This is a genomic window from Bacteroides mucinivorans (assembly GCF_034654355.2).
Lineage (GTDB): Bacteria > Bacteroidota > Bacteroidia > Bacteroidales > Bacteroidaceae > Bacteroides > Bacteroides nordii.
In genome coordinates this window covers 645,283-664,744 of sequence record NZ_CP178179.1, presented here as the reverse complement: position 1 = coordinate 664,744, position 19,462 = coordinate 645,283, and the positions used below count along the sequence as shown (strand labels likewise).

Annotated in this window: 8 protein-coding genes; 7 read left to right on the top strand and 1 reads right to left on the bottom strand. The window is 40.6% G+C overall.

Annotation, left to right across the window (positions count from 1 at the left end; all coding sequences use genetic code 11):
- The first annotated feature begins 155 nt into the window (after positions 1 to 155).
- Positions 156 to 4,019 carry a TIM-barrel domain-containing protein gene (locus tag VCM39_RS02210; protein ID WP_323674013.1) on the top strand — a complete coding sequence of 1,288 codons (3,864 nt, stop codon included), beginning with the start codon at positions 156 to 158 and terminating at the stop codon, positions 4,017 to 4,019.
- A 103-nt stretch (positions 4,020 to 4,122) separates the two neighbouring features.
- Here VCM39_RS02210 and VCM39_RS02205 read toward each other — a convergent pair whose 3' ends face one another.
- Positions 4,123 to 4,665 carry an RNA polymerase sigma-70 factor gene (locus VCM39_RS02205; protein WP_322933514.1) on the bottom strand — a complete coding sequence of 181 codons (543 nt, stop codon included), beginning with the start codon at positions 4,663 to 4,665 and terminating at the stop codon, positions 4,123 to 4,125.
- Positions 4,666 to 4,789: 124 nt separating this feature from the next.
- On the opposite strand from VCM39_RS02205, the gene VCM39_RS02200 reads away from it, so the two are divergent.
- From VCM39_RS02200 to VCM39_RS02175, 6 genes are all read left to right on the top strand, one after another.
- Positions 4,790 to 5,824 (top strand): FecR family protein, encoded by a 1,035-nt coding sequence (locus VCM39_RS02200; protein WP_221649220.1) that lies wholly within the window; start codon positions 4,790 to 4,792, stop codon positions 5,822 to 5,824.
- A 96-nt stretch (positions 5,825 to 5,920) separates the two neighbouring features.
- On the top strand, positions 5,921 to 8,254 hold the full coding sequence (locus VCM39_RS02195) for a M60 family metallopeptidase (RefSeq protein ID WP_322933513.1): 2,334 nt from the start codon (positions 5,921 to 5,923) through the stop codon (positions 8,252 to 8,254).
- 25 nt (positions 8,255 to 8,279) lie between these two features.
- Positions 8,280 to 9,449 carry a discoidin domain-containing protein gene (locus tag VCM39_RS02190; RefSeq protein ID WP_221649218.1) on the top strand — a complete coding sequence of 390 codons (1,170 nt, stop codon included), beginning with the start codon at positions 8,280 to 8,282 and terminating at the stop codon, positions 9,447 to 9,449.
- 159 nt (positions 9,450 to 9,608) lie between these two features.
- The gene (locus VCM39_RS02185; RefSeq protein ID WP_221649217.1) at positions 9,609 to 12,986 is read left to right on the top strand and encodes a TonB-dependent receptor; all 3,378 of its coding nucleotides are present in this window, start codon (positions 9,609 to 9,611) and stop codon (positions 12,984 to 12,986) included.
- Between the two features lie 14 nt (positions 12,987 to 13,000).
- Entirely contained in the window at positions 13,001 to 14,845 is a 1,845-nt protein-coding gene (locus VCM39_RS02180; RefSeq protein WP_221649216.1) for a RagB/SusD family nutrient uptake outer membrane protein, read from the top strand.
- Between the two features lie 143 nt (positions 14,846 to 14,988).
- Positions 14,989 to 19,446 (top strand): polysaccharide lyase family 8 super-sandwich domain-containing protein, encoded by a 4,458-nt coding sequence (locus tag VCM39_RS02175; protein WP_221649215.1) that lies wholly within the window; start codon positions 14,989 to 14,991, stop codon positions 19,444 to 19,446.
- Positions 19,447 to 19,462: the final 16 nt, after the last annotated feature.

Here is a 19,462-nt window from a genome sequence, read left to right as displayed (position 1 = left end):
AATAATTGTATACAAAAGAAAAACACACGCAGAATAGTTTTCAAAAATAAAATAGAGCATTACTTTTGCAACATCTAATTTTCTATATTTTCTTATTCTGTATTTTAGTAGAAAACAATAAAATACAGAAACTTAATTTAATACACAAAACGATCATGAAAAAAACGTTTCGAGGTATGAGACAGAGTAGAGTAGTCCTTCTGGCTCTAACGATTTCATTAAGTCATGCACCAATCACAATGCATGCTCTATGTGAAAAAACAAACTTTCCCCAAGTAGTATCCCACCCTCAGCCAGCCATCATGGGTGCACGAATGATCAATCCTACTACCGTAGAGGTCTTGTATTCTGACACAACACTGCTGAGTTTTGATTTTTATGGAGCCAACATTTTCCGTATGTTTCAGGATAATTCCGGAGGTATCATCCGCGATCCTCAGGCAAGCCCGGAAGCACAGATCTTAGTTAACACTCCCCGAAAGCAAGCAGGACAAATAACATTGAACGATAAAAACGGGATCATTGACATTGCTACCAATCGCGTCCGGATATCCATAGACAAGCAGACGGGATTATTCAAAATAATAAACCTTATAGAGAACAAAGTAATAACAGAAACCACAACACCGATAGAGTTTTCCGGAAAGCATACCAAACTTTCATTGAAAGAGAATCCTGAAGAATATTTTTATGGCGGCGGGGTACAAAACGGACGATTTTCACATAAAGGAAAGGTTATTGCCATCGAAAATACGAATAACTGGACAGATGGTGGAGTGGCTTCACCAACCCCCTACTACTGGTCGACAAACGGATACGGAGTAATGTGGCATACATTCAAAAAAGGTAAATACGATTTTGGTGCCACACAAAAGGGCATCGTACAACTATCTCATGATACGGACTATCTGGATTTATTTTTCATGATAAATAGTACTCCGGTAGCTTTATTGAACGATTTTTACCAGTTGACCGGCAACCCGGTTCTGTTACCCAAATTCGGATTTTATGAAGGTCATCTGAATGCCTACAATCGCGACTATTGGAAAGAAGACGAAAAGGGGATTCTTTTTGAGGATGGCAAAAAATATAAAGAAAGCCAAAAAGACAATGGAGGTATTAAAGAATCATTGAATGGTGAGAAAAACAATTATCAATTCTCGGCCCGTGCTGTCATCGACCGTTATAATGCATATGATATGCCACTGGGATGGGTTCTCCCCAATGATGGCTATGGTGCAGGATACGGACAAACCGGAACATTGGATGGAAACATCCGGAATTTAAAAGAGTTCGGTGATTATGCACGCAAACATGGAGTGGAAATTGGCTTGTGGACACAATCTGATTTACACCCCAAAGCAGGTATCGAGGCCCTCCTGCAACGTGATATTGTAAAAGAGGTGCGCGATGCCGGTGTACGTGTACTGAAAACCGATGTCGCATGGGTAGGTGCAGGTTACTCATTCGGACTAAATGGTGTAGCAGATGTAGGTACCATCATGCCTTATTATGGCAACAATGCCCGCCCCTTCATTATTTCACTGGACGGCTGGGCAGGTACCCAGCGCTATGCCGGTATATGGTCAGGTGACCAGACCGGCGGTGAATGGGAGTATATCCGTTTTCACATCCCGACTTATATAGGTTCCGGTCTTTCGGGACAACCTAACATTTGTTCGGATATGGATGGTATATTCGGAGGGAAAAATGTACCGGTCAATATACGCGATTTCCAATGGAAAACTTTCACTCCAATGCAATTGAACATGGATGGATGGGGAGCTAATCCCAAATATCCACATATCTTGGGCGAACCGGCAGCTTCTATCAACCGCTGGTATCTGAAAATGAAATCCGAATTTATGCCTTATGCCTATAGTATCGCCAAAGAAGCGGTAGATGGCAAACCAATGATTCGGGCTATGTTTCTTGAATATCCCAACAAATATACTTTGGGAACAGCTACCCGTTATCAATTTATGTATGGCCCATCCGTACTGGTAGCCCCCGTTTATCAAAATACAAAAGCAGATGAAGAAGGTAACGATGTACGAAATGGTATTTATCTTCCGGAAGGAAACTGGATCGATTATTTTACAGGAGAACAATATGCAGGAGATTGCATTATTAACAATTTCGACACTCCGCTTTGGAAGCTTCCGGTTTTCATCAAACAAGGAGCAATTCTGCCAATGACACCCCCCCACAACAATGTGAACCAAACAGATAAACACTTACGAATATACGATTTGTATCCTTACGGAAACAGTTCGTTCACCGAATACGACGATGACGGTACTACCGAAGCTTATCGCAACGGAGCAGCAACTGCAACACTGATAACTTCAAATGTAGACAAGGACAAAGTTAAAGTTACCATTGCCCCCACTACTGGTAGTTTTCCGGAAATGGAAAAAGAGAAAGTAACCGTATTGAGAATAAACGTAACCGCGAAACCTCAAAAAATAACAGCCAGACAAGGAAACAAAAAGGTGAAGTTAGTCGAGGTTACCTCCTCAAATAGTTTCGATAAAGGAGAGAATGTATATTACTACGAAACTGAACCAAATATGAACTCGTTTGCAACTCCCGGAACAAGTTTTGCCAATAAAACCATCATCAAAAATCCGGTTTTGCACATCAAACTGGCTTCTACCGATATTACACTAAATCCCATAGAAGTAGAAGTTAAGGGATTTGTATACCAGCCAGCGAATCGCTATCTGCAATCCACAGGTACACTCACAGCCCCCAAAATACAAATAACAGAACCGCATACAGGACCTTATTCACTTACTCCTTCATGGGATAGAGTAGAAAATGCCGATTATTACGAGATAGCATATAACGGCATGAACTACACTACCATCCGGGATACGGAACTGTTGTTTGAGGATCTGACTCCCGAAACAACGTACGAATTCAAGCTACGTGCTGTAAACAAGGACGGAAAATCAGACTGGAGTACAGTTACAGCTACCACAAAATCCAACCCACTGGAATTTGCCATTACAGGTATCCAGGCCGAAACGACTTGTGAGAACCAAAGAAGACAAGGAATTGACAGAATGTTCAATTTTGATGAATCTGACCTCTGGCATACCAAATGGCAAAGTAGTGCCGTTCCATTCGAACTCATCATGGATTTAAGAAGCATCAACGTATTAGATAAATTCGAATACCTGCCTCGCCAGAATGGAGGTAACGGAACCCTACAGAAAGGTATTGTATATTACAGCAGGGATAAAGTCGACTGGCAGGAGGCCGGAGCATTTGAATGGCAAGGTAATGATGTAAAAGCATTTATCTTCAAAGACCAGCCTGTAGCCCGATATATAAAAATTGCAGTCAGCGAAGCCGTGGGTAATTTCGGTTCCGGACGCGAATTGTATGTATTCAAAGTTCCCGGTTCCGAAAGCTACATCCCAGGTGATATAAACCTGGATGGAAAACTGGATGAAAATGATCTGACATCCTATATGAACTATACCGGCCTGCGTAAAGGAGATGCCGACTTCGACTATGTCAGTAAAGGAGACCTGAACAACAACGGATTAATCGATGCATACGATATCTCCGCAGTAGCCATTGAGTTGGAAGACGGAGTAAGCAGACAGGCTACTCCTCCGGTTGCAGGCAATCTGAGTATCCGGACTACCAAACAAACCTATCGTGCAGATGAAATTATGGAGGTCATCGTGAAAGGAATCAATTTACAATCTGTAAATGCTCTTAGTTTTGCATTGCCTTACGATACAAAAGATTGGGAATTTGTTGCAGTAGAAACTCCCAATATGAAAGAAATGAAAAACCTTACTTACGACCGGTTACACACCAACGGGACAAAAGCACTTTATCCCACTTTTGTCAACTTGGGAGAGAAGCCTTACCTGGAAGGAAATGAAGAGTTAATCATTTTAAAGTTCAGAGCCAAACGACCTGTAAAGTTCAATCTGAAAGCTGAGGATGGAATATTAGTAGACAAGAATATGAATGTTATAAAGGTTGATTTTTAAAATAGAAACTATCCCCTTTTAAAAAACGGTTGCATTTGAATAAAGTGCAACCGTTTTTTGAGGTCTAAATATCAATAGTACTTTGGTCCGAATGCCAGCGGCACTAAAACAGGTAATAATATTGTTCTCCCAAAAACTCGCGGATACGCTTAAGAGCCTTGGTTATCTGAGCTTCTACTGTCTTCACGGATATATTCATTTCATCGGCTATTTCCTGATTAGTCAACTTCTCTTCACGGCTCTTCACAAAGATCTCATGACATCTGCCAGGTAAAGATAAAACAGCCTCTTCTATCAATTTACTTAATTCCTCCATCTCCAATGAATTGTTCATATCCGCCTGGGGAATCTCGCTTCCACTTATATCATCTATCGCCAGCGTACTCTTACGATCTCGCAGGGCGTTCAAACAACGATTTCGGGCAGCCTGAAACAAATATCCTTTAAAAGTCAGCTTAATTTCAATCTTCTCCCTATTTTCCCAGAGATACATAAAAATATCAATTGCTATCTCTTCTGCATCCTGTTTATTATCCAGATAGATATACATGAAACGACACAATGCTTCAAAATAAGTGTCAAACAGCAGTTTAAACGCCTGTCTGTCACCAGATTTCAGTAATCGTAACAGAAATATATCGTTCATAATAAAGGAGAGTTGGATTTGGTTTACAAACATACAAAAAAATAATTTTAAAAAAAAAGTATTTGTGAGTAAGGGTATGTTCGGATTCTTGTGTCATTATATTGTAAACAGCTAAAAACGGTATATGAAAAGGAACATCCCATGGGATTTAATTATCTCTAAATTAAAAGGCGAATTAACTGCCAGTGACGAACAACTCTTTGAAAAATGGTTGTCTGTTGCAGAACATAAAGGACTTTTTGAAGAACTTCAGGAAGTCTGGAAGCAGGTACGCGCCAAAGCTGTTGGTTATACGGTCGATACAGATTCATGCTGGAATGAATTAATGCGCCGTATGAATGAAAAAGAACAAACAGAGTCCTTGAACAAACCCAAAGATGAAGGTAATAAAACTACTGATAACAAGCATAAAGCTATAATTTTCATGCGTAAGTATGTAGCCGCAGCTTGTATTCTGGCCGTTTTATTTGCATCTGCCTCTTTTTATTTCGGCATAAAAGTAGGACGCCCGGAAGTAGCTCAACAAACTTATACCAATTGGGGAGGGAAATCAAAAATCGTGTTGCCTGACGGAACAACTGCCTGGGCCCATTCCAAAACATCATTAAGCTATAATACCAACTTTAAGGTAAAAGAAAGAGTGGTAAATGTAACCGGGGAAGCCTATTTTGATGTAACTCACGATAAAAACAATCCCTTTATCGTACAAATGGACGGTGTTAGAGTTGTGGTGCATGGAACTAAATTTAATGTGGAGGCTTTTCCCGAGTCAGATAACATCTATGTCAGTTTACAAAAAGGGTCTGTTTCTTTAGAAACGGCAAAAGAGCAACGAATGTTACGTCCCGGTGAAATAGCAACTTATAATAAGCGCAATCAAGGAATACAAATTGAAAAAGGGAATGTAAATCTAGCGGTTTCCTGGGCTAATGATCAGATCATATTCCGGAATAAAAATTTAGAAGAGATTTCCCTATTTCTTTCAAAATGGTATAATGTGAAAATCAACCTTTCGCCTAAAATAAAAGATCAGTTCAGATACACATTTACGTTACGTCATGAACCTTTGGAAGAGATCTTGCGAATAATGTCACGTATACATCCGATAGAGTATTCGTTTGACGAAGAAAATGTAGTAACTATCGACAAGAAAAAATAATTCATTAATAAATTAACCGATTGCCGAAAAGGCCTAACTCGAGTAAAGCCTTAAACGACAAGCCATTAATTAACCTTTTTAATCTTTTAAAAAACGATGACTGACATTTATAAGAAAAAATGTAGGCTTTGTTCATTAGGTATATGGAACATAGCTTTGGTATTGTTTGTACTCTTATTCACATCTTGTAAGGATGATGACACAGATCCGGGACGTGAAGGTTGGATAAGAGTCTTACCTCTCGAATTAAATATCCCGGCCAGTGGAGGAAATCAGGATGTTTATCTTGTAGTTACGGACGATGTAGTTTTAACTGACATACAATATTCTGTTGTAGGTGAAGGTAAAGATTGGTGCTATCCGGAAATAAAAGATAATCTACTGAAAGTTACCATTGAACCTAACTACTATGAAGAACCACGCGCTACAGTTATCGCCCTTACTTACGGAGATCTAAGAAGAGAAATCCCTGTAAGTCAGGCAGCTTCTACCGGTTCAGAAGACATTAAAATCAAGGTAAGTGCAGCAGAGGCTACCACCGAAGAAGTCGTTGAAGAGCCACGTGGCATTATAAATACATTCGACGGTGACTATAGCAGTTACTTCAATTCTAAATTCGGTGCATATACCAATTGGCCATTCCTCATCACCTATACATTGGAAGATTGTACGGTATTGAATTACATTATTTATCATCCCCGTACCGATAACGGTACTAAATACGGAGCATTCAACGACTTTGAAATTTGGGTATCTACAGAAGAAAATCCTGAATTTGTGAAAGTAAAAGAATGCACAATGGAGACAAATTACACGACTGCTACCATACTAAATCTGGATGAGCCAGTAAAGAATGTGAAACAAGTACGATTTGTCATCAATGCCGCTCATAATAACCGCATCAGTTGTGCTGAAATGGAATTCTTCCGCGTAAGTGCAAACAAATATGATTATACCAAGGTATTTACTGATAATACTTGTTCGGAATTGCGTGAAGGTATTACCGAGACTGATATCAGAAAAATGCCGGGCGAAACATATAAAAAACTGGCAACTGCTTTGTTGAATGGTTCATACAACCCGGAATACAGAGTCGCCGAATATCGCCCGTATCAGAATCCATCTGTAATGGCAGCTGTAAATAAAACATCTACTTATAGTTTGCGTGATAATCCTACTGGTATCTATGTAGAACAAGGTGAAGAACTAACAGTACTTGTTGGTGATACAAAAGGTCAGAATATCTCTATGGTGGTACAAGATTTGACATTAGGTTATAATAGTAGCAAATCTTATGCATTAAAAGAAGGACAAAATACAGTAAAAGTATTATCCGGCGGTTTGATTTATATCCAGAATCTGACAGACGAAAAAATCCCATTGGTATTGGAAACAGAAGCAGACAAACAGGCTGCTGCTGCCAAAACAGTGAAGATTCACTTTCCATTCGCTAAAGTAAACGGTTATTTTAATGCACAGACCGGAACACAAGCCGAATTTGAAGAAGTATTGCGCAATGCCAAATATCAGGATATCGATGTCTTGGGCAAATATGTACACATTACCTGGACAGTGAACGATTACAAAGAAGCCAATACACCGATCCTGGAAGTAATGGATCTGATGGATGAAGTCGTTCGTCTGGAATGGGATTTCATGGGACTGTTCAAATACAATAAACTATTTGGTAACCGCATGTACCTGCATGTGGAATACAACAGCAAGAATCCATATTCAGCAGCCAACCATACAGCCTACCTGCCAAGCTACAAAGGAGTATTCTGTACCACTACAGAATTGAAAAGCCGTGTTTGGGTATTAGGTCATGAGATTGGCCATAGTAACCAGACTCGTCCGGGATTGAAATGGACAGGTACTACTGAAGTCACCAATAATATCTATGCCAATTACGTCAGAGGTGCATTCGGAAAAGGCTCCAGATTAATGGATCAAGATAAGCCGGGTATGACCGTTTACGAAGAAGCCATTCAACGTATTATTGAAGCTGAACAGCCCCACTGCCTGGACAATGCATCTGATGAATATTACGTAAAACTGGTACCTTTCTGGCAATTGAAGCTTTACATCATGGATGTATTGGGACAAGAAGACTTCTATCGCGATTTGTATGAACATTATCGCACAACCCCGGATCTGGATACTTCAGTTGATACACAAGGTATCTTGCAATTAGACTTTGTTCGTCAGGTATGCAACAGAGCCAAAGTAGACTTCCTGGATTTCTTTGAAAAATGGGGTTTCCTCCGTCCCGTGGATAAAACGTTCAATGATTACGGTAACAAGAACTTCACAGTAACCCAGAAACAAATCGACGACCTGAAAGCGGAAATCCGGGCAAAGGGTTACAATAAAGCACCGGAAAATTTATACCTGATTACTGATGAGAACTTTGAATCGTATAAAAAATAAAATCTGAATCAAATTTTTTATAATAATGAAAACATTGAGATATATAACTAATAAATTGGCATTGGTGCTGACAGGAGTCTTACTCCTGTCAGGCATGGCAGCCTGCGATGACAAAGATGACAACACAGGTATAAAAGTGAACCGCATGATGGTAACGGATGTACCGGATGAAGTAATTTCTTTGATAGAAGGCGACACTTGGAATACGAAAGTCACTACATTGCCCGAAGGCGCGATAGATGCTGATGAATATACATACCGATACACTACCGGAAACGACAAGGTATTCACCGTTGATGAAAATGGCGTGATTACTGCTACCGGAATAGGTGAATCCGTGCTAACCGTATGGTCTGTTAACAATACAGATATGTGGACTACTTGCCTTGTAAAAGTGGAAAAACGTATTTATCCGGTTACCTCCATCACCATTCCCGAGAAGTATCAAAAGTACTATATGGGCGTGGAATCTACTTTCAATCTAGGTGGTATAGTGACTGTAAACCCAGACAATGCAACTACTCCTGATGTAGTTTATTCATCTTCCGACGCCATGATTGCAGAAGTAAATGAGTATGGTGAAGTGTATACCAAAGCTTTAGGAGATGTTACAATCACTGTAAAAGCCGTAGATGGAAGCAATGTAAGTGCAACTTGTGAGATTTATGTACGTGATATTGATCACTCAAACTTACTGGATCGCGCCAACTGGACTGTGACTACCTCTCATGACTATTTTGCTGACGGAGTAATAAATGGCGCTCCCGAATGTTTGATCGATGACGACGAAAAGAGTTGTCTGGCATTGGTTAAACCAGGAAAGCTTACAATAGGTAAAGATGAATCGGTTTTCTTTGTAATCGACATGCAGACTCCGCAAAACTTCGACTTCTTTGTATTACGTCACCGTACTTATCAAAATACAACCGCTAACCTCCGTGTTACAAAAGTATCTGTTTATGGAAGTAATGACGGAGAAAACTATACGGAAGTTATAAAAGAAGCTCCGATAGCCACTGCAGCTACAATTAGTAGTGTAACTGTCGATCTACCGGAAAATGTAAGTTACCGTTACTTCAAATTAACTTACGATGGATGGAGTAATAGCGGTAATACAATCCAAATCTCAGATTTCAATATTGGTAATAAGAAATTTATGGACTATACTCCCGAAGACCATTCACCTGAAAAATAACCTCGGAAGGAAAATCCCCCTCCAGTGAACTTCAAGGGTGGTGTCAACCCATTGCCCACCCTTGAATATTCAATCAATGATTAAGGGAATGAGTAGGCTTAAATCTTTTAGGCCAAGGCTCTTATTGCACTTCATAGTTAACTTATAATTTCAAAAAATATGAATTTAAAGCACTTTGCATTTTTATTATTACTGTTCGTTTGTATTAATTTAGGAGCACAAACGAAGGAGAAGCAGATTAGTATCAGTTTCTCAAACATACCACTATCCGAAGCTATGGCTCGTATAGAGAAAGCAAGCGGATATACCTTCTTTTATGATGCAAAACAGACTAATCTTCAACAGAAAGTTAGTTTACATGCTGATAAGGAACCCATTTCTATTGCCTTGAAAAAAATGTTTTCCAAGACTGATTTAAATTTCGAAGTAACAAGTACACAGATTGCTTTGTTTCCTAAGAAAGAGATCAAAAAACCGGGGCAAGCAGTCACCATTCAAGGTAAAGTGGTGGACGAAACAGGTGAACCTATCATTGGTGCCAATGTGGTAGTAGACGGAACGACTAATGGGGTAATTACCGACTTAGACGGTAATTATACCCTATCGGCTCCATACAACGCAGATTTGAAAGTCTCTTATATTGGATATACTACACAAGTAGTAAAAGCCGGTCGTACATCGGTGGTGAAACTGAAAGAAGACTCAAAAGTATTGGATGAGGTAGTTGTAGTAGGTTATGGAACAATGAAGAAACAAGACCTGACAGGTGCCGTAAATTCATTGAAAGGTGCCGATTTAGAAAAGGAACAACACCAGACAATTCAAGATATGCTTCGTACCGGAGTGTCCGGTTTATCTGTAGGAGTGGAAACTGATACTAAAGGTAATAGTGCCATGATGATCCGTGGAAAAGGAACTATCGGTGCTTCTACAAATCCTTTGCTGGTTTTAGACGGAGTAATCTACAGTGGAGAAATGACTGATATTAATCCGAACGATATTGAACGTATCGATGTATTAAAGGATGCCAGTTCAGCTGCTGTATATGGTGCACAAGCGGCCAATGGCGTTGTATTGATTACTACTAAAAAAGGTGGTGGCAAAAAACCAACTATCAATTTTAACGCAACATGGGGAGCTTCTTTCCTTACGTCTGTACCAGAAGTATATACAGGACAGGATTTTGTAAATTTCCGTCAAGACGGGATAAAGAGTATCTACTCTCAATCAGGTAAACCTTCAAATTACTATGATAACCCTTCCAATCTGACAAATACCGAATTAGCCCAATGGATGGACGGAGCATCAGGAAATCCAACAGAAGTATGGCTGAACCGCTTGGAGATGACCGGCACAGAAATTGAGAATTACATGGCTGGAAAGACAGTAGACTGGAGAGACCAGATTTATCAGAAAGCTGCTTTACGACAAGACTATACTGTTAGTATTTCCGGTAAGAAAGAAGATATGTCTTACTATTCTTCTTTAAATTATCTGAAAAACGAAAGTAATACACGTGGATCCGGATATAGTGCAATTCGTGCTCGTGTAAATCTGGAAAATAAAGTACAGTCATTCCTTACTTACGGTATAAATACACAATTTACCGCACGTGATGAAGGATATATCGGAACTACCTCCGGTTACTATAATGCATTGTCGCCCTACGGAAGCCTGTATGAAGACGACGGAACAACTTTGAAATATTATCCAAATGATAATAATAATGGTATCAACCCTCTGCTGGAACAGGCATATAAAAGCAAAATTAATAATATATATAATCTTAACTCTTCAATATATCTGAAAGTTAATCTGCCTTTGGGTTTCTCATTGCAAACTACTTATTCACCACGATTTGAATGGACAAATAAGTTGGAACATACCTCTGCCGATTATCCAAGTTCTACAGATAATGGAAAATCATCCCGTCAGAATATCACAGATTTCTACTGGCAATGGGATAATATGTTGAAATGGAATAAGGAATTTGGTAAACACTCATTTGACTTTACGGGATTAGTAAACTGGGAAAAATTCCAACGTTGGAATAATACAATGGAAAATTCACATTATCAACCCAGCGATAATCTGGGATTCCATGGTATTGGTTATGGCACAGACCCTGTAACAAAAGCGGATGATATCTATCGTACAGGCGCAGCTCTAATGGGACGTTTGCATTATGCATATGCCCAACGTTATATGGTCACAGCTACAATTCGTCGCGACGGTTATTCAGCTTTTGGTATGAGTAATCCTTATGCAGTATTCCCCTCTGTCGCTTTAGGTTGGGTATTCTCTGAAGAGAAATTCCTTAATAAACCGAGTTGGTTTGAGTATGGAAAACTTCGTTTCTCATGGGGTAAGAATGGTAATCGCAGCGTTGGAACTTATGATGCACTAATGAACCTGGATCCTCGTAAATATTTCTATATTGACCCCGTTACCGGTTCAGTGGTCGACATTAATACGTTCTATTGCTATCGCATGGCAAACAGTGACCTGAAATGGGAAACAACCGTATCCTGGAATGGTGGATTAGACTTCTCTTTCTTAGGCGGCCGTCTCTCAGGAAGCGTGGATGTGTATAAGAAAAAAACAACCGATTTGCTGAACGATCGTCAATTGCCAAGTCTGATTGGTTACAGTAGTGTGAAAGCCAATATCGGAGAAATACAAAATACGGGTATAGAATTATCCTTGAGTTCTACTAATATCCGTACAGCCAATTTAACGTGGCGTACTACTTTCAACTTAGCTTACAACAAAAATAAAATCAATCATCTGTATGGTATCATGGAAGATATCAAAGATGAAAATGGCAACGTAATCGGACAGAAAGAGGCAGATGATATCCAGAACAAGTATTTCATCGGACATGCATTGGATGAAATCTGGGGATATAAGTTTATAGGAGTATGGCAACAAGACGAAGCTGAAGAAGCAGCTAAATATAAACAAATCCCCGGAGACCCCAAAATACTGGATGTTGACGGAAACTATAAATATGATAATGATGACAAAGTGTTCCAGGGAAATGAAACACCGAAAGTACGTTGGAACATGCGCAATGAATTCACTATCTTCAAAAACTGGAATGTATCATTCAGTATGTACTCTTATCTGGGACATAAAAAGTCTCTTGACTATTTTACCAACAACAATGCACTTTTGACTGTGACAAACTCTATTAAACGTCAATATTGGACACCTGACAATCCTATTAATGACTATCCGCGTCTGAGAGCAACTTCTCCGGGTGGAATCTCCTACTCGATCTATAAAAATAGTTCATTCCTTCGTCTGGATAACATTACGGTAGGTTATACCTTCCCAAAAGAGATGTTGAAACGTGCTAAAATCGAGGCTCTGAATTTGAATCTGACAATGAAAAACGTAGGATACATCACAGGTTTCCCAGTATATGACCCGGAATATCAATCGAAAGTACCTACAGGTACTCCTAACCAAACGATAACCGGTAACCCCAATATACCGAGAACTATTTACTTTGGTATCAACTTAACCTTATAAAAACTTGTACATTTATGAAACTAATAAATAAGAATACAATCATTTCGGGTATGTTTGGATTTACCCTGTTGGTCAGCAGTTGTTCGGACTGGTTGGATCCAAAACCTTTATCATTCTTTACACCGGAAAATTCATTTAATTCATATGAAGGAATAAAAACCGGTGCTGACATGTTGAATCGTGACGTTCGTTACTTCGATTTTTATCCTACTTCAGGTTCAGCAGACCCATGTATCTTATCTGAATATTTCTTCTCGGATATGGGAGTCAATGCGCGTACCGATGCTTCAAATGCACCAATGGATCTGATAACTCAAATTACCCCAAGCGCTACTCTAACAGGAAATGGCAGCCAGATTAATAACTATTGGACTTACCTGTATAAAGGAATTAAAGATGCCAATACGTTGATAACACGTGCCGAAGATGTGGAATTTGAATCGGAAGCACAAAAAAAGGAAATTTTGGGTACGTTGTATTTCCATAGAGCTTTCCGTTATTACCGCTTGGTACATCAGTACGGCGATATTCCGTTTATAACCGAAGAAATCACAGTGCCTCGATACGACTTCTACACTACCAAACGTGAAGCGATCTTGCGTCAACTAAAAAACGATCTGGACGGAACAGTGGAATACATGTCTAACAATGTTTATATCGGACAAGTGAGCCAAGCAGCTGCTTATCATTTACTGACCAAAATAAACCTGGCTTTAGGTGAATTTGATGATGCAGTAAAAAGCGCTTCTGCAGTAATAAATGACGGGGTGCATTCTTTGATGAAAGAAAGATTTGGAGTAGATAAGAATGATGCTACTAAAGATGTGGTATGGGATTTACATCAATCGGCCAACAAACGCCTGCCGGAAAACAAAGAGGTACTCTATATCGTATTGGATGATTATGATATGAAAGAAGCACGTTCTGCTGCCGGTTTGGAAATCAAACGCCAGTTACTTCCGTGGTATTCAGCAGCAGGTATGATTATGACACCTGACGGTGAACAGGGATTTGTGGATAATGACGAAAAGAAGAATCCTTATTTGCTGCAATATGGACGTGGTGTATGTACCTTGCGTTCTACCTGGTATCATCAAAGTATGATTTGGACACTGGACGACACAGACTACCGCCATAAAGAAGGTAATTGGATAAAAATGACCGATTTGAAGTATAACAATCCGGCTTTGGTTGGCAAGAAATGGTATGATCAGCCTTTGCGCATGTACGACGATAACGGTAAATCATTAGTATCCGATACAATTCGTTGCTGGGCAGGATGGCCTCACTACAAAAGTAATATAGCAGACCAAAAAGAATCATGGTGGCGTGGCGGATGGGCCGACTGGTATGTATTCCGTTTGGCAGAAACTTATTTATTGCGTGCAGAAGCTTATACCTGGTTAAATAAAAAGGATCTGGCAGTTGCCGACCTGAATGAGGTCCGCCAAAGAGCCGGTGCAAGAGCTTTAGACCAAAGTGAAGTAAGTATCCGTCAGATCCTGGACGAACGTGCCCGTGAGCTCTTTTATGAAGAGCCACGTAAATGCGAGCTTACACGTATCGCCTATATCTATGCACAGACAGGTATTCAGGCAGATAATGGTAAAACTTACTCAGTGAAGAACTTTACGACAGACAATTTCTTCTATGATCACATTATGTCCGTTACGGATTTCTATAACAAAGGGGTAACAGCTAAAAATGGTCGTACATATACTATAGCACCCTATCATGTACGCTGGCCTATCGCTTTGACAGCTACCTCCACCAATGTAGAAGGACACATCAATCAAACCCCTGGATATGCCGGTTCAGAAAACAATATAGAACCGCTGGATATCTCGTTTGATGAATAAACTATAAAAATCTATCTCTCTATGAATATTTAACCAGAATATCCTCGCGTCTCTTTTGTCGGCCGGCATCAGGTCGTAGAGGATATTCTCTTTACACAAGTTTGTTAACGACATTCTAAATTCTCTTATAAATTTAACTTATTATGAAACACTTACTTACTACTCTTTCATTAGGGGCCTTGCTGCTTATGGGTGGGCCTACTACTGTACAAGCAGAGAAAGTCACCGTGCCATTAACAGAAGATGGTGCATGGTCTTTTAACTCTCAGCCCAGTGCCGTTTATTACAACGGAAAAACTTATTTTACCTGGATTAGTTCCAGTAAGGCATTAGTTGTTGCGTCTTACGATCACACAACAGGAGAAACCAAAGAAAAGGTTGTATCTACCGGTTATTCGGATGATTTCTCGTCTCCTGCTATTACAGTAAGAGGAAATGGGCAGTTACTACTTTTCAGTTCAGACAATAAGAAAGAAAATGGCTTCTATAGTTGGTATTCCACCAATGCGGAAGACATTACAGAGTGGTCCAGTTCTCAAAAACAGACTGGATATGGAATCAGCTCCACTACTCCTCACATGATGGGAAATGATCTGGTCGTATTCTGGCGTTCAAAAAACAATATAGGTTACTCTCTATTTGCAAATGTAGCCGATAAAACCGGAAATTTACCTACAGTTAAAACAAGAGCAGGATTTATCGGCTCTGATATCGGAAATGTATACGCAAACCGCGACGAAGTTCCGCAAATGCGTACTTGCCAAGCTGCAGATGGCACTATACACATGGTTGTTACACACTTAGGCACCGGTCTGACTTATAAAAACAGCACAGTTCATTATCTGAAGATTAATAAAAATGCCGCAGGAGACAAATTAGAATTCAAAAAGGCGGATGGCACTGCGATCTCCGGTATGAATGTCACCGAGTCTAAAAGTAGTGAACTGGATGTTATTGCCAAAGGAGAGGATACCAACAAGGTATGGGCATATGATATTGCACTCGATGCCAACGGTAATCCGGTAGTATTGTACGATGCTTTCACAGCCGCAGCAGATGGTACTACAACAGGACACACCTACTATTATGCCCGCTGGAATGGAACTGCATGGGAAAGTACAGCAATTACCACCGGAGACGGAGTTCCTATGAGCGAATACAAAGCGGTTGAGGGAAATACTTTTAAAGCCAAATCTTACCAAGCCGGAGGTATCTGCTTCGGAGCAAATGATTTGAATACTGTTTACCTGTCAAAGAAGGCAGCGGAAGGTGCTTTTGAAATCTACCGTTACGAAACCACAGATAATGGTGCTACCTGGACAGAGAAGGAGGTCATTACTTCGGGAACTCCTGCAGGTGAACTGAATATCCGCCCGATAGCCATTAAAGATGCTCCTGCTGATGTATTCTGGATGCAGGGTATGTATGACAATCCTACTAACTATAAAACTTCCATCTCCTGTGCCGGAGAAGGAGTAGCAACTACTGGAATCTTCTTTGGACAGGACTCTTATGAATTCGTAGCCAACGAAACGACGAACCTTGACGTAAGATTTGCTCCGCTATTCGCTACAGACAAAGAGTATACGCTCGAATCAAGCAATACGGGAGTGGTAGAAATTACCGCAGATGGTAAAGTGCTTTGTAAAGCTACCGGTGAGGCAACAATCACAGCCAAATTGAAGAACAATGCTTCTGTAAGTACCACTTGCAAGGTTACAGTATTGGGAGAATCTGTCTATAAGACTTTCATCAATCGTATTATTACAGATGTTGTTGCAAGTAAAATCTCCACTATTGACCAACTCGATAAAAACGTAGCTTCTTATCTGACACAATTGCAAGACGACGGTTCATTCCCTGATATAGACTATGCATCTGACGCTCGCACGGACTGGCCGCCAATGCAACATCTTGACAGATTGCTCGCCATGGGATTGGCTTATACCCAAACCGAAAGCAAGTATTATGGCAACGATGAGCTGAAAGCTAAGATGGATTTAATGCTTACCTACTGGCATAGCAAACAACCAAGTTCCAACAACTGGTATCAGAATCAAATCGGTGAACCGCAACGTATGGGACAATACCTGATTATTATGCAGAACTTAGGCAAAGAGAAAATCTCTGAAGATCTGTTCAATAAATCTATCGCCCGTTTGAAAAATAAAGGCGGAAGCCCCAGCTCTCAGACAGGAGCAAACCGTGTAGACGTAGCTTTGCACTGGATGTATCGCGCTTGCTTGACAGAAGATGACAACCTGATGCGTGAAGCAATGGATCAGATCTACTCTACCATTGAATATACTACTGGTGCAGAAGGTATCCAGTATGATAACTCATTTGCTCAACACGGACACCAATTACATATCGGCGCATACGGCGATGTATTCCTGGATGGTATCACCAAAGCTTGCAGCTATGCAGCCGGCACTCGTTTTACAGTAACCGGACAACAGCTGGACATCCTGAGCAGTCTGGTAAATACGTACATAGGTACCATTCGTGGTGGATATATGTCATATAACGTAATCGGCCGTTCTTCTACCCGCCCCGGTGCAACCAAGAAGGGAACAGGTATCATCGAACGCATGATCGCATTAGATCCTGCCAATACCGATAAATATGAGAAAACCATCGCACGTATCAATGGAACTCAACAACCGTCTTATGGTTTGGAACCCCGAAGCACACATTTCTTCCGCGGTGACTACACACTTCACCAGCGTCCGGAGTATACAGTAGACTTGCGCCTGGTTTCTACCCGTACGGCACGCAATGAATATCTGAAGGACAACGGCGAAGGTATCAAGCAATACTTCATGTCGGATGGATCTACCGCAATCATGGTAAAAGGAAACGAATACTATAACATCTTCCCGGTATGGAATTATGCAAAAGTACCTGGTGTAACTTGTCCGGAATTCACAGAGATACCGCAAGCCAGCACCTATATCAAGATGGGACAGTCGGCATTTGCAGGTGGTGTTACAGACAGCCTGTGCAGTGTATCTGCTTACAAGTACATAGACAATGAATTTAATATAAATTCATCGGCTAATAAGGCATGGTTCTTCTTCGACAAAGAGATTGTTTGTCTGGGCAACAGCATCAAGTCTGCTTCTGAATTCCAGATGAACACAACTGTCAACCAGTGTTTGCTGGATGGCGATGTAGTGATTTCTTCCAATGGTAACGAATCTACCTTGCAGGCAGGAGATTACAATTACGAAGATAATCTGGACTGGGCATTCCACGGAAACGTAGGTTACTATTTCCCACAGAAGGGCAAATTGCAACTGAACGCAGGTGAAAGAACCGGTAACTGGTATGACATCAACACCAACTATGCCGATGAAACAGTGAAGAACAATGTCTTTACTTTATCTTTCAACCATGGCACTCAACCAACTGACGGATCATATGCTTATATCATCGTTCCGGGCATCAGCAAGGATGATGCAAAGGCTTATAAGAGCGATAACATCGAGATTATCATCAACACTGACTCTGTACAGGCTGTTTACCACAAAGAGCTGAAAATGTACGGATTAGTATTCTACAAATCAGCAGGTTTCAGCAAGCATGGTTTGACAGTAGAAGCTGACGCGGGTTGCGTAGTATTGGTGAAGGATGCCGATAAAGCAGAAACAGTAGTATATATCTCCGATCCGACAAATGGTAGCAGCCCGATCAACTTAGGCATCGAAACTCCGGCAGTGAAAGGCAGACGTCTTGTTACTTATCAGAGTGAAGCTCCTTATCAAGGCCGTTCTATGAAGTTCGTGGTAAATGAAAACACACCTGCCTCAACCGGTAGAGATGTTTTGGCAGACCGTTCTGCATGGACCATTACTACTTCTTTGGCAGGCCCGGCAGATGCAACTGTAGGAGGAGACGATCCTAAGAATATGATTGACGACAGCACCGTAACATCCTTCTTGTTTGTGAAACCGGGAAAGACTTTCTCTGGTATCGTAGCACCGGCAGATTATATTCCTTCGTTCACGATTGATATGCAGACTCCGCAGGAAATGGAATATTTCGTTTATCGCCACCGTGATTATAGCAATACTACAACAGGTCTGAGAGCCAATCGCATATCTTTCTATGGCAAAAACAATGAAGCGGATGAATTCACTCCCGTTCTGGAGAATATAACCCTGGATACTTCTGTAGCCGAAAACAAGATATTGCTGCCCAATAAAGTATCTTTCCGTTATATTAAAGTAGCGATTACAGATTACGACAAAACGAACAGCAGCACCATCCAGGTTTCTGACTTTAACATCGGTAAGAAAACACTGATGGATATCCCGGAAAGCGGTGACCCGACTGGCATTACAGAAGTAAAAGCCGGCAACAGCGACTTTGCCGTATCAGTTTATCCGAATCCGGTGAAACAAGGAGAACAGGTACAGATCATCGCAGGTAATACTCAGGGCATCGAATTCAAACTGTATGATACAACAGGTAGCGTTCGGGCACAAGGTAATACCACAACTATTGATACCAACAGTCTGTCACAAGGTATTTATATCCTGCATGTGACAGATAAAGCTGCCGGTCAGAAAGCCACAGCTAAGTTTATAGTACATTAATTCCTTCTTTTCAGAT

What these genes read in the sequence shown, in the direction of transcription:
- VCM39_RS02210 (WP_323674013.1), top strand. Translation starts at nt 156, where the DNA reads ATGAAAAAAACGTTTCGAGGTATGAGACAGAGTAGAGTAGTCCTTCTG.
- VCM39_RS02205 (WP_322933514.1), bottom strand. Translation starts at nt 4,665, where the DNA reads ATGAACGATATATTTCTGTTACGATTACTGAAATCTGGTGACAGACAG.
- VCM39_RS02200 (WP_221649220.1), top strand. Translation starts at nt 4,790, where the DNA reads ATGAAAAGGAACATCCCATGGGATTTAATTATCTCTAAATTAAAAGGC.
- VCM39_RS02195 (WP_322933513.1), top strand. Translation starts at nt 5,921, where the DNA reads ATGACTGACATTTATAAGAAAAAATGTAGGCTTTGTTCATTAGGTATA.
- VCM39_RS02190 (WP_221649218.1), top strand. Translation starts at nt 8,280, where the DNA reads ATGAAAACATTGAGATATATAACTAATAAATTGGCATTGGTGCTGACA.
- VCM39_RS02185 (WP_221649217.1), top strand. Translation starts at nt 9,609, where the DNA reads ATGAATTTAAAGCACTTTGCATTTTTATTATTACTGTTCGTTTGTATT.
- VCM39_RS02180 (WP_221649216.1), top strand. Translation starts at nt 13,001, where the DNA reads ATGAAACTAATAAATAAGAATACAATCATTTCGGGTATGTTTGGATTT.
- VCM39_RS02175 (WP_221649215.1), top strand. Translation starts at nt 14,989, where the DNA reads ATGAAACACTTACTTACTACTCTTTCATTAGGGGCCTTGCTGCTTATG.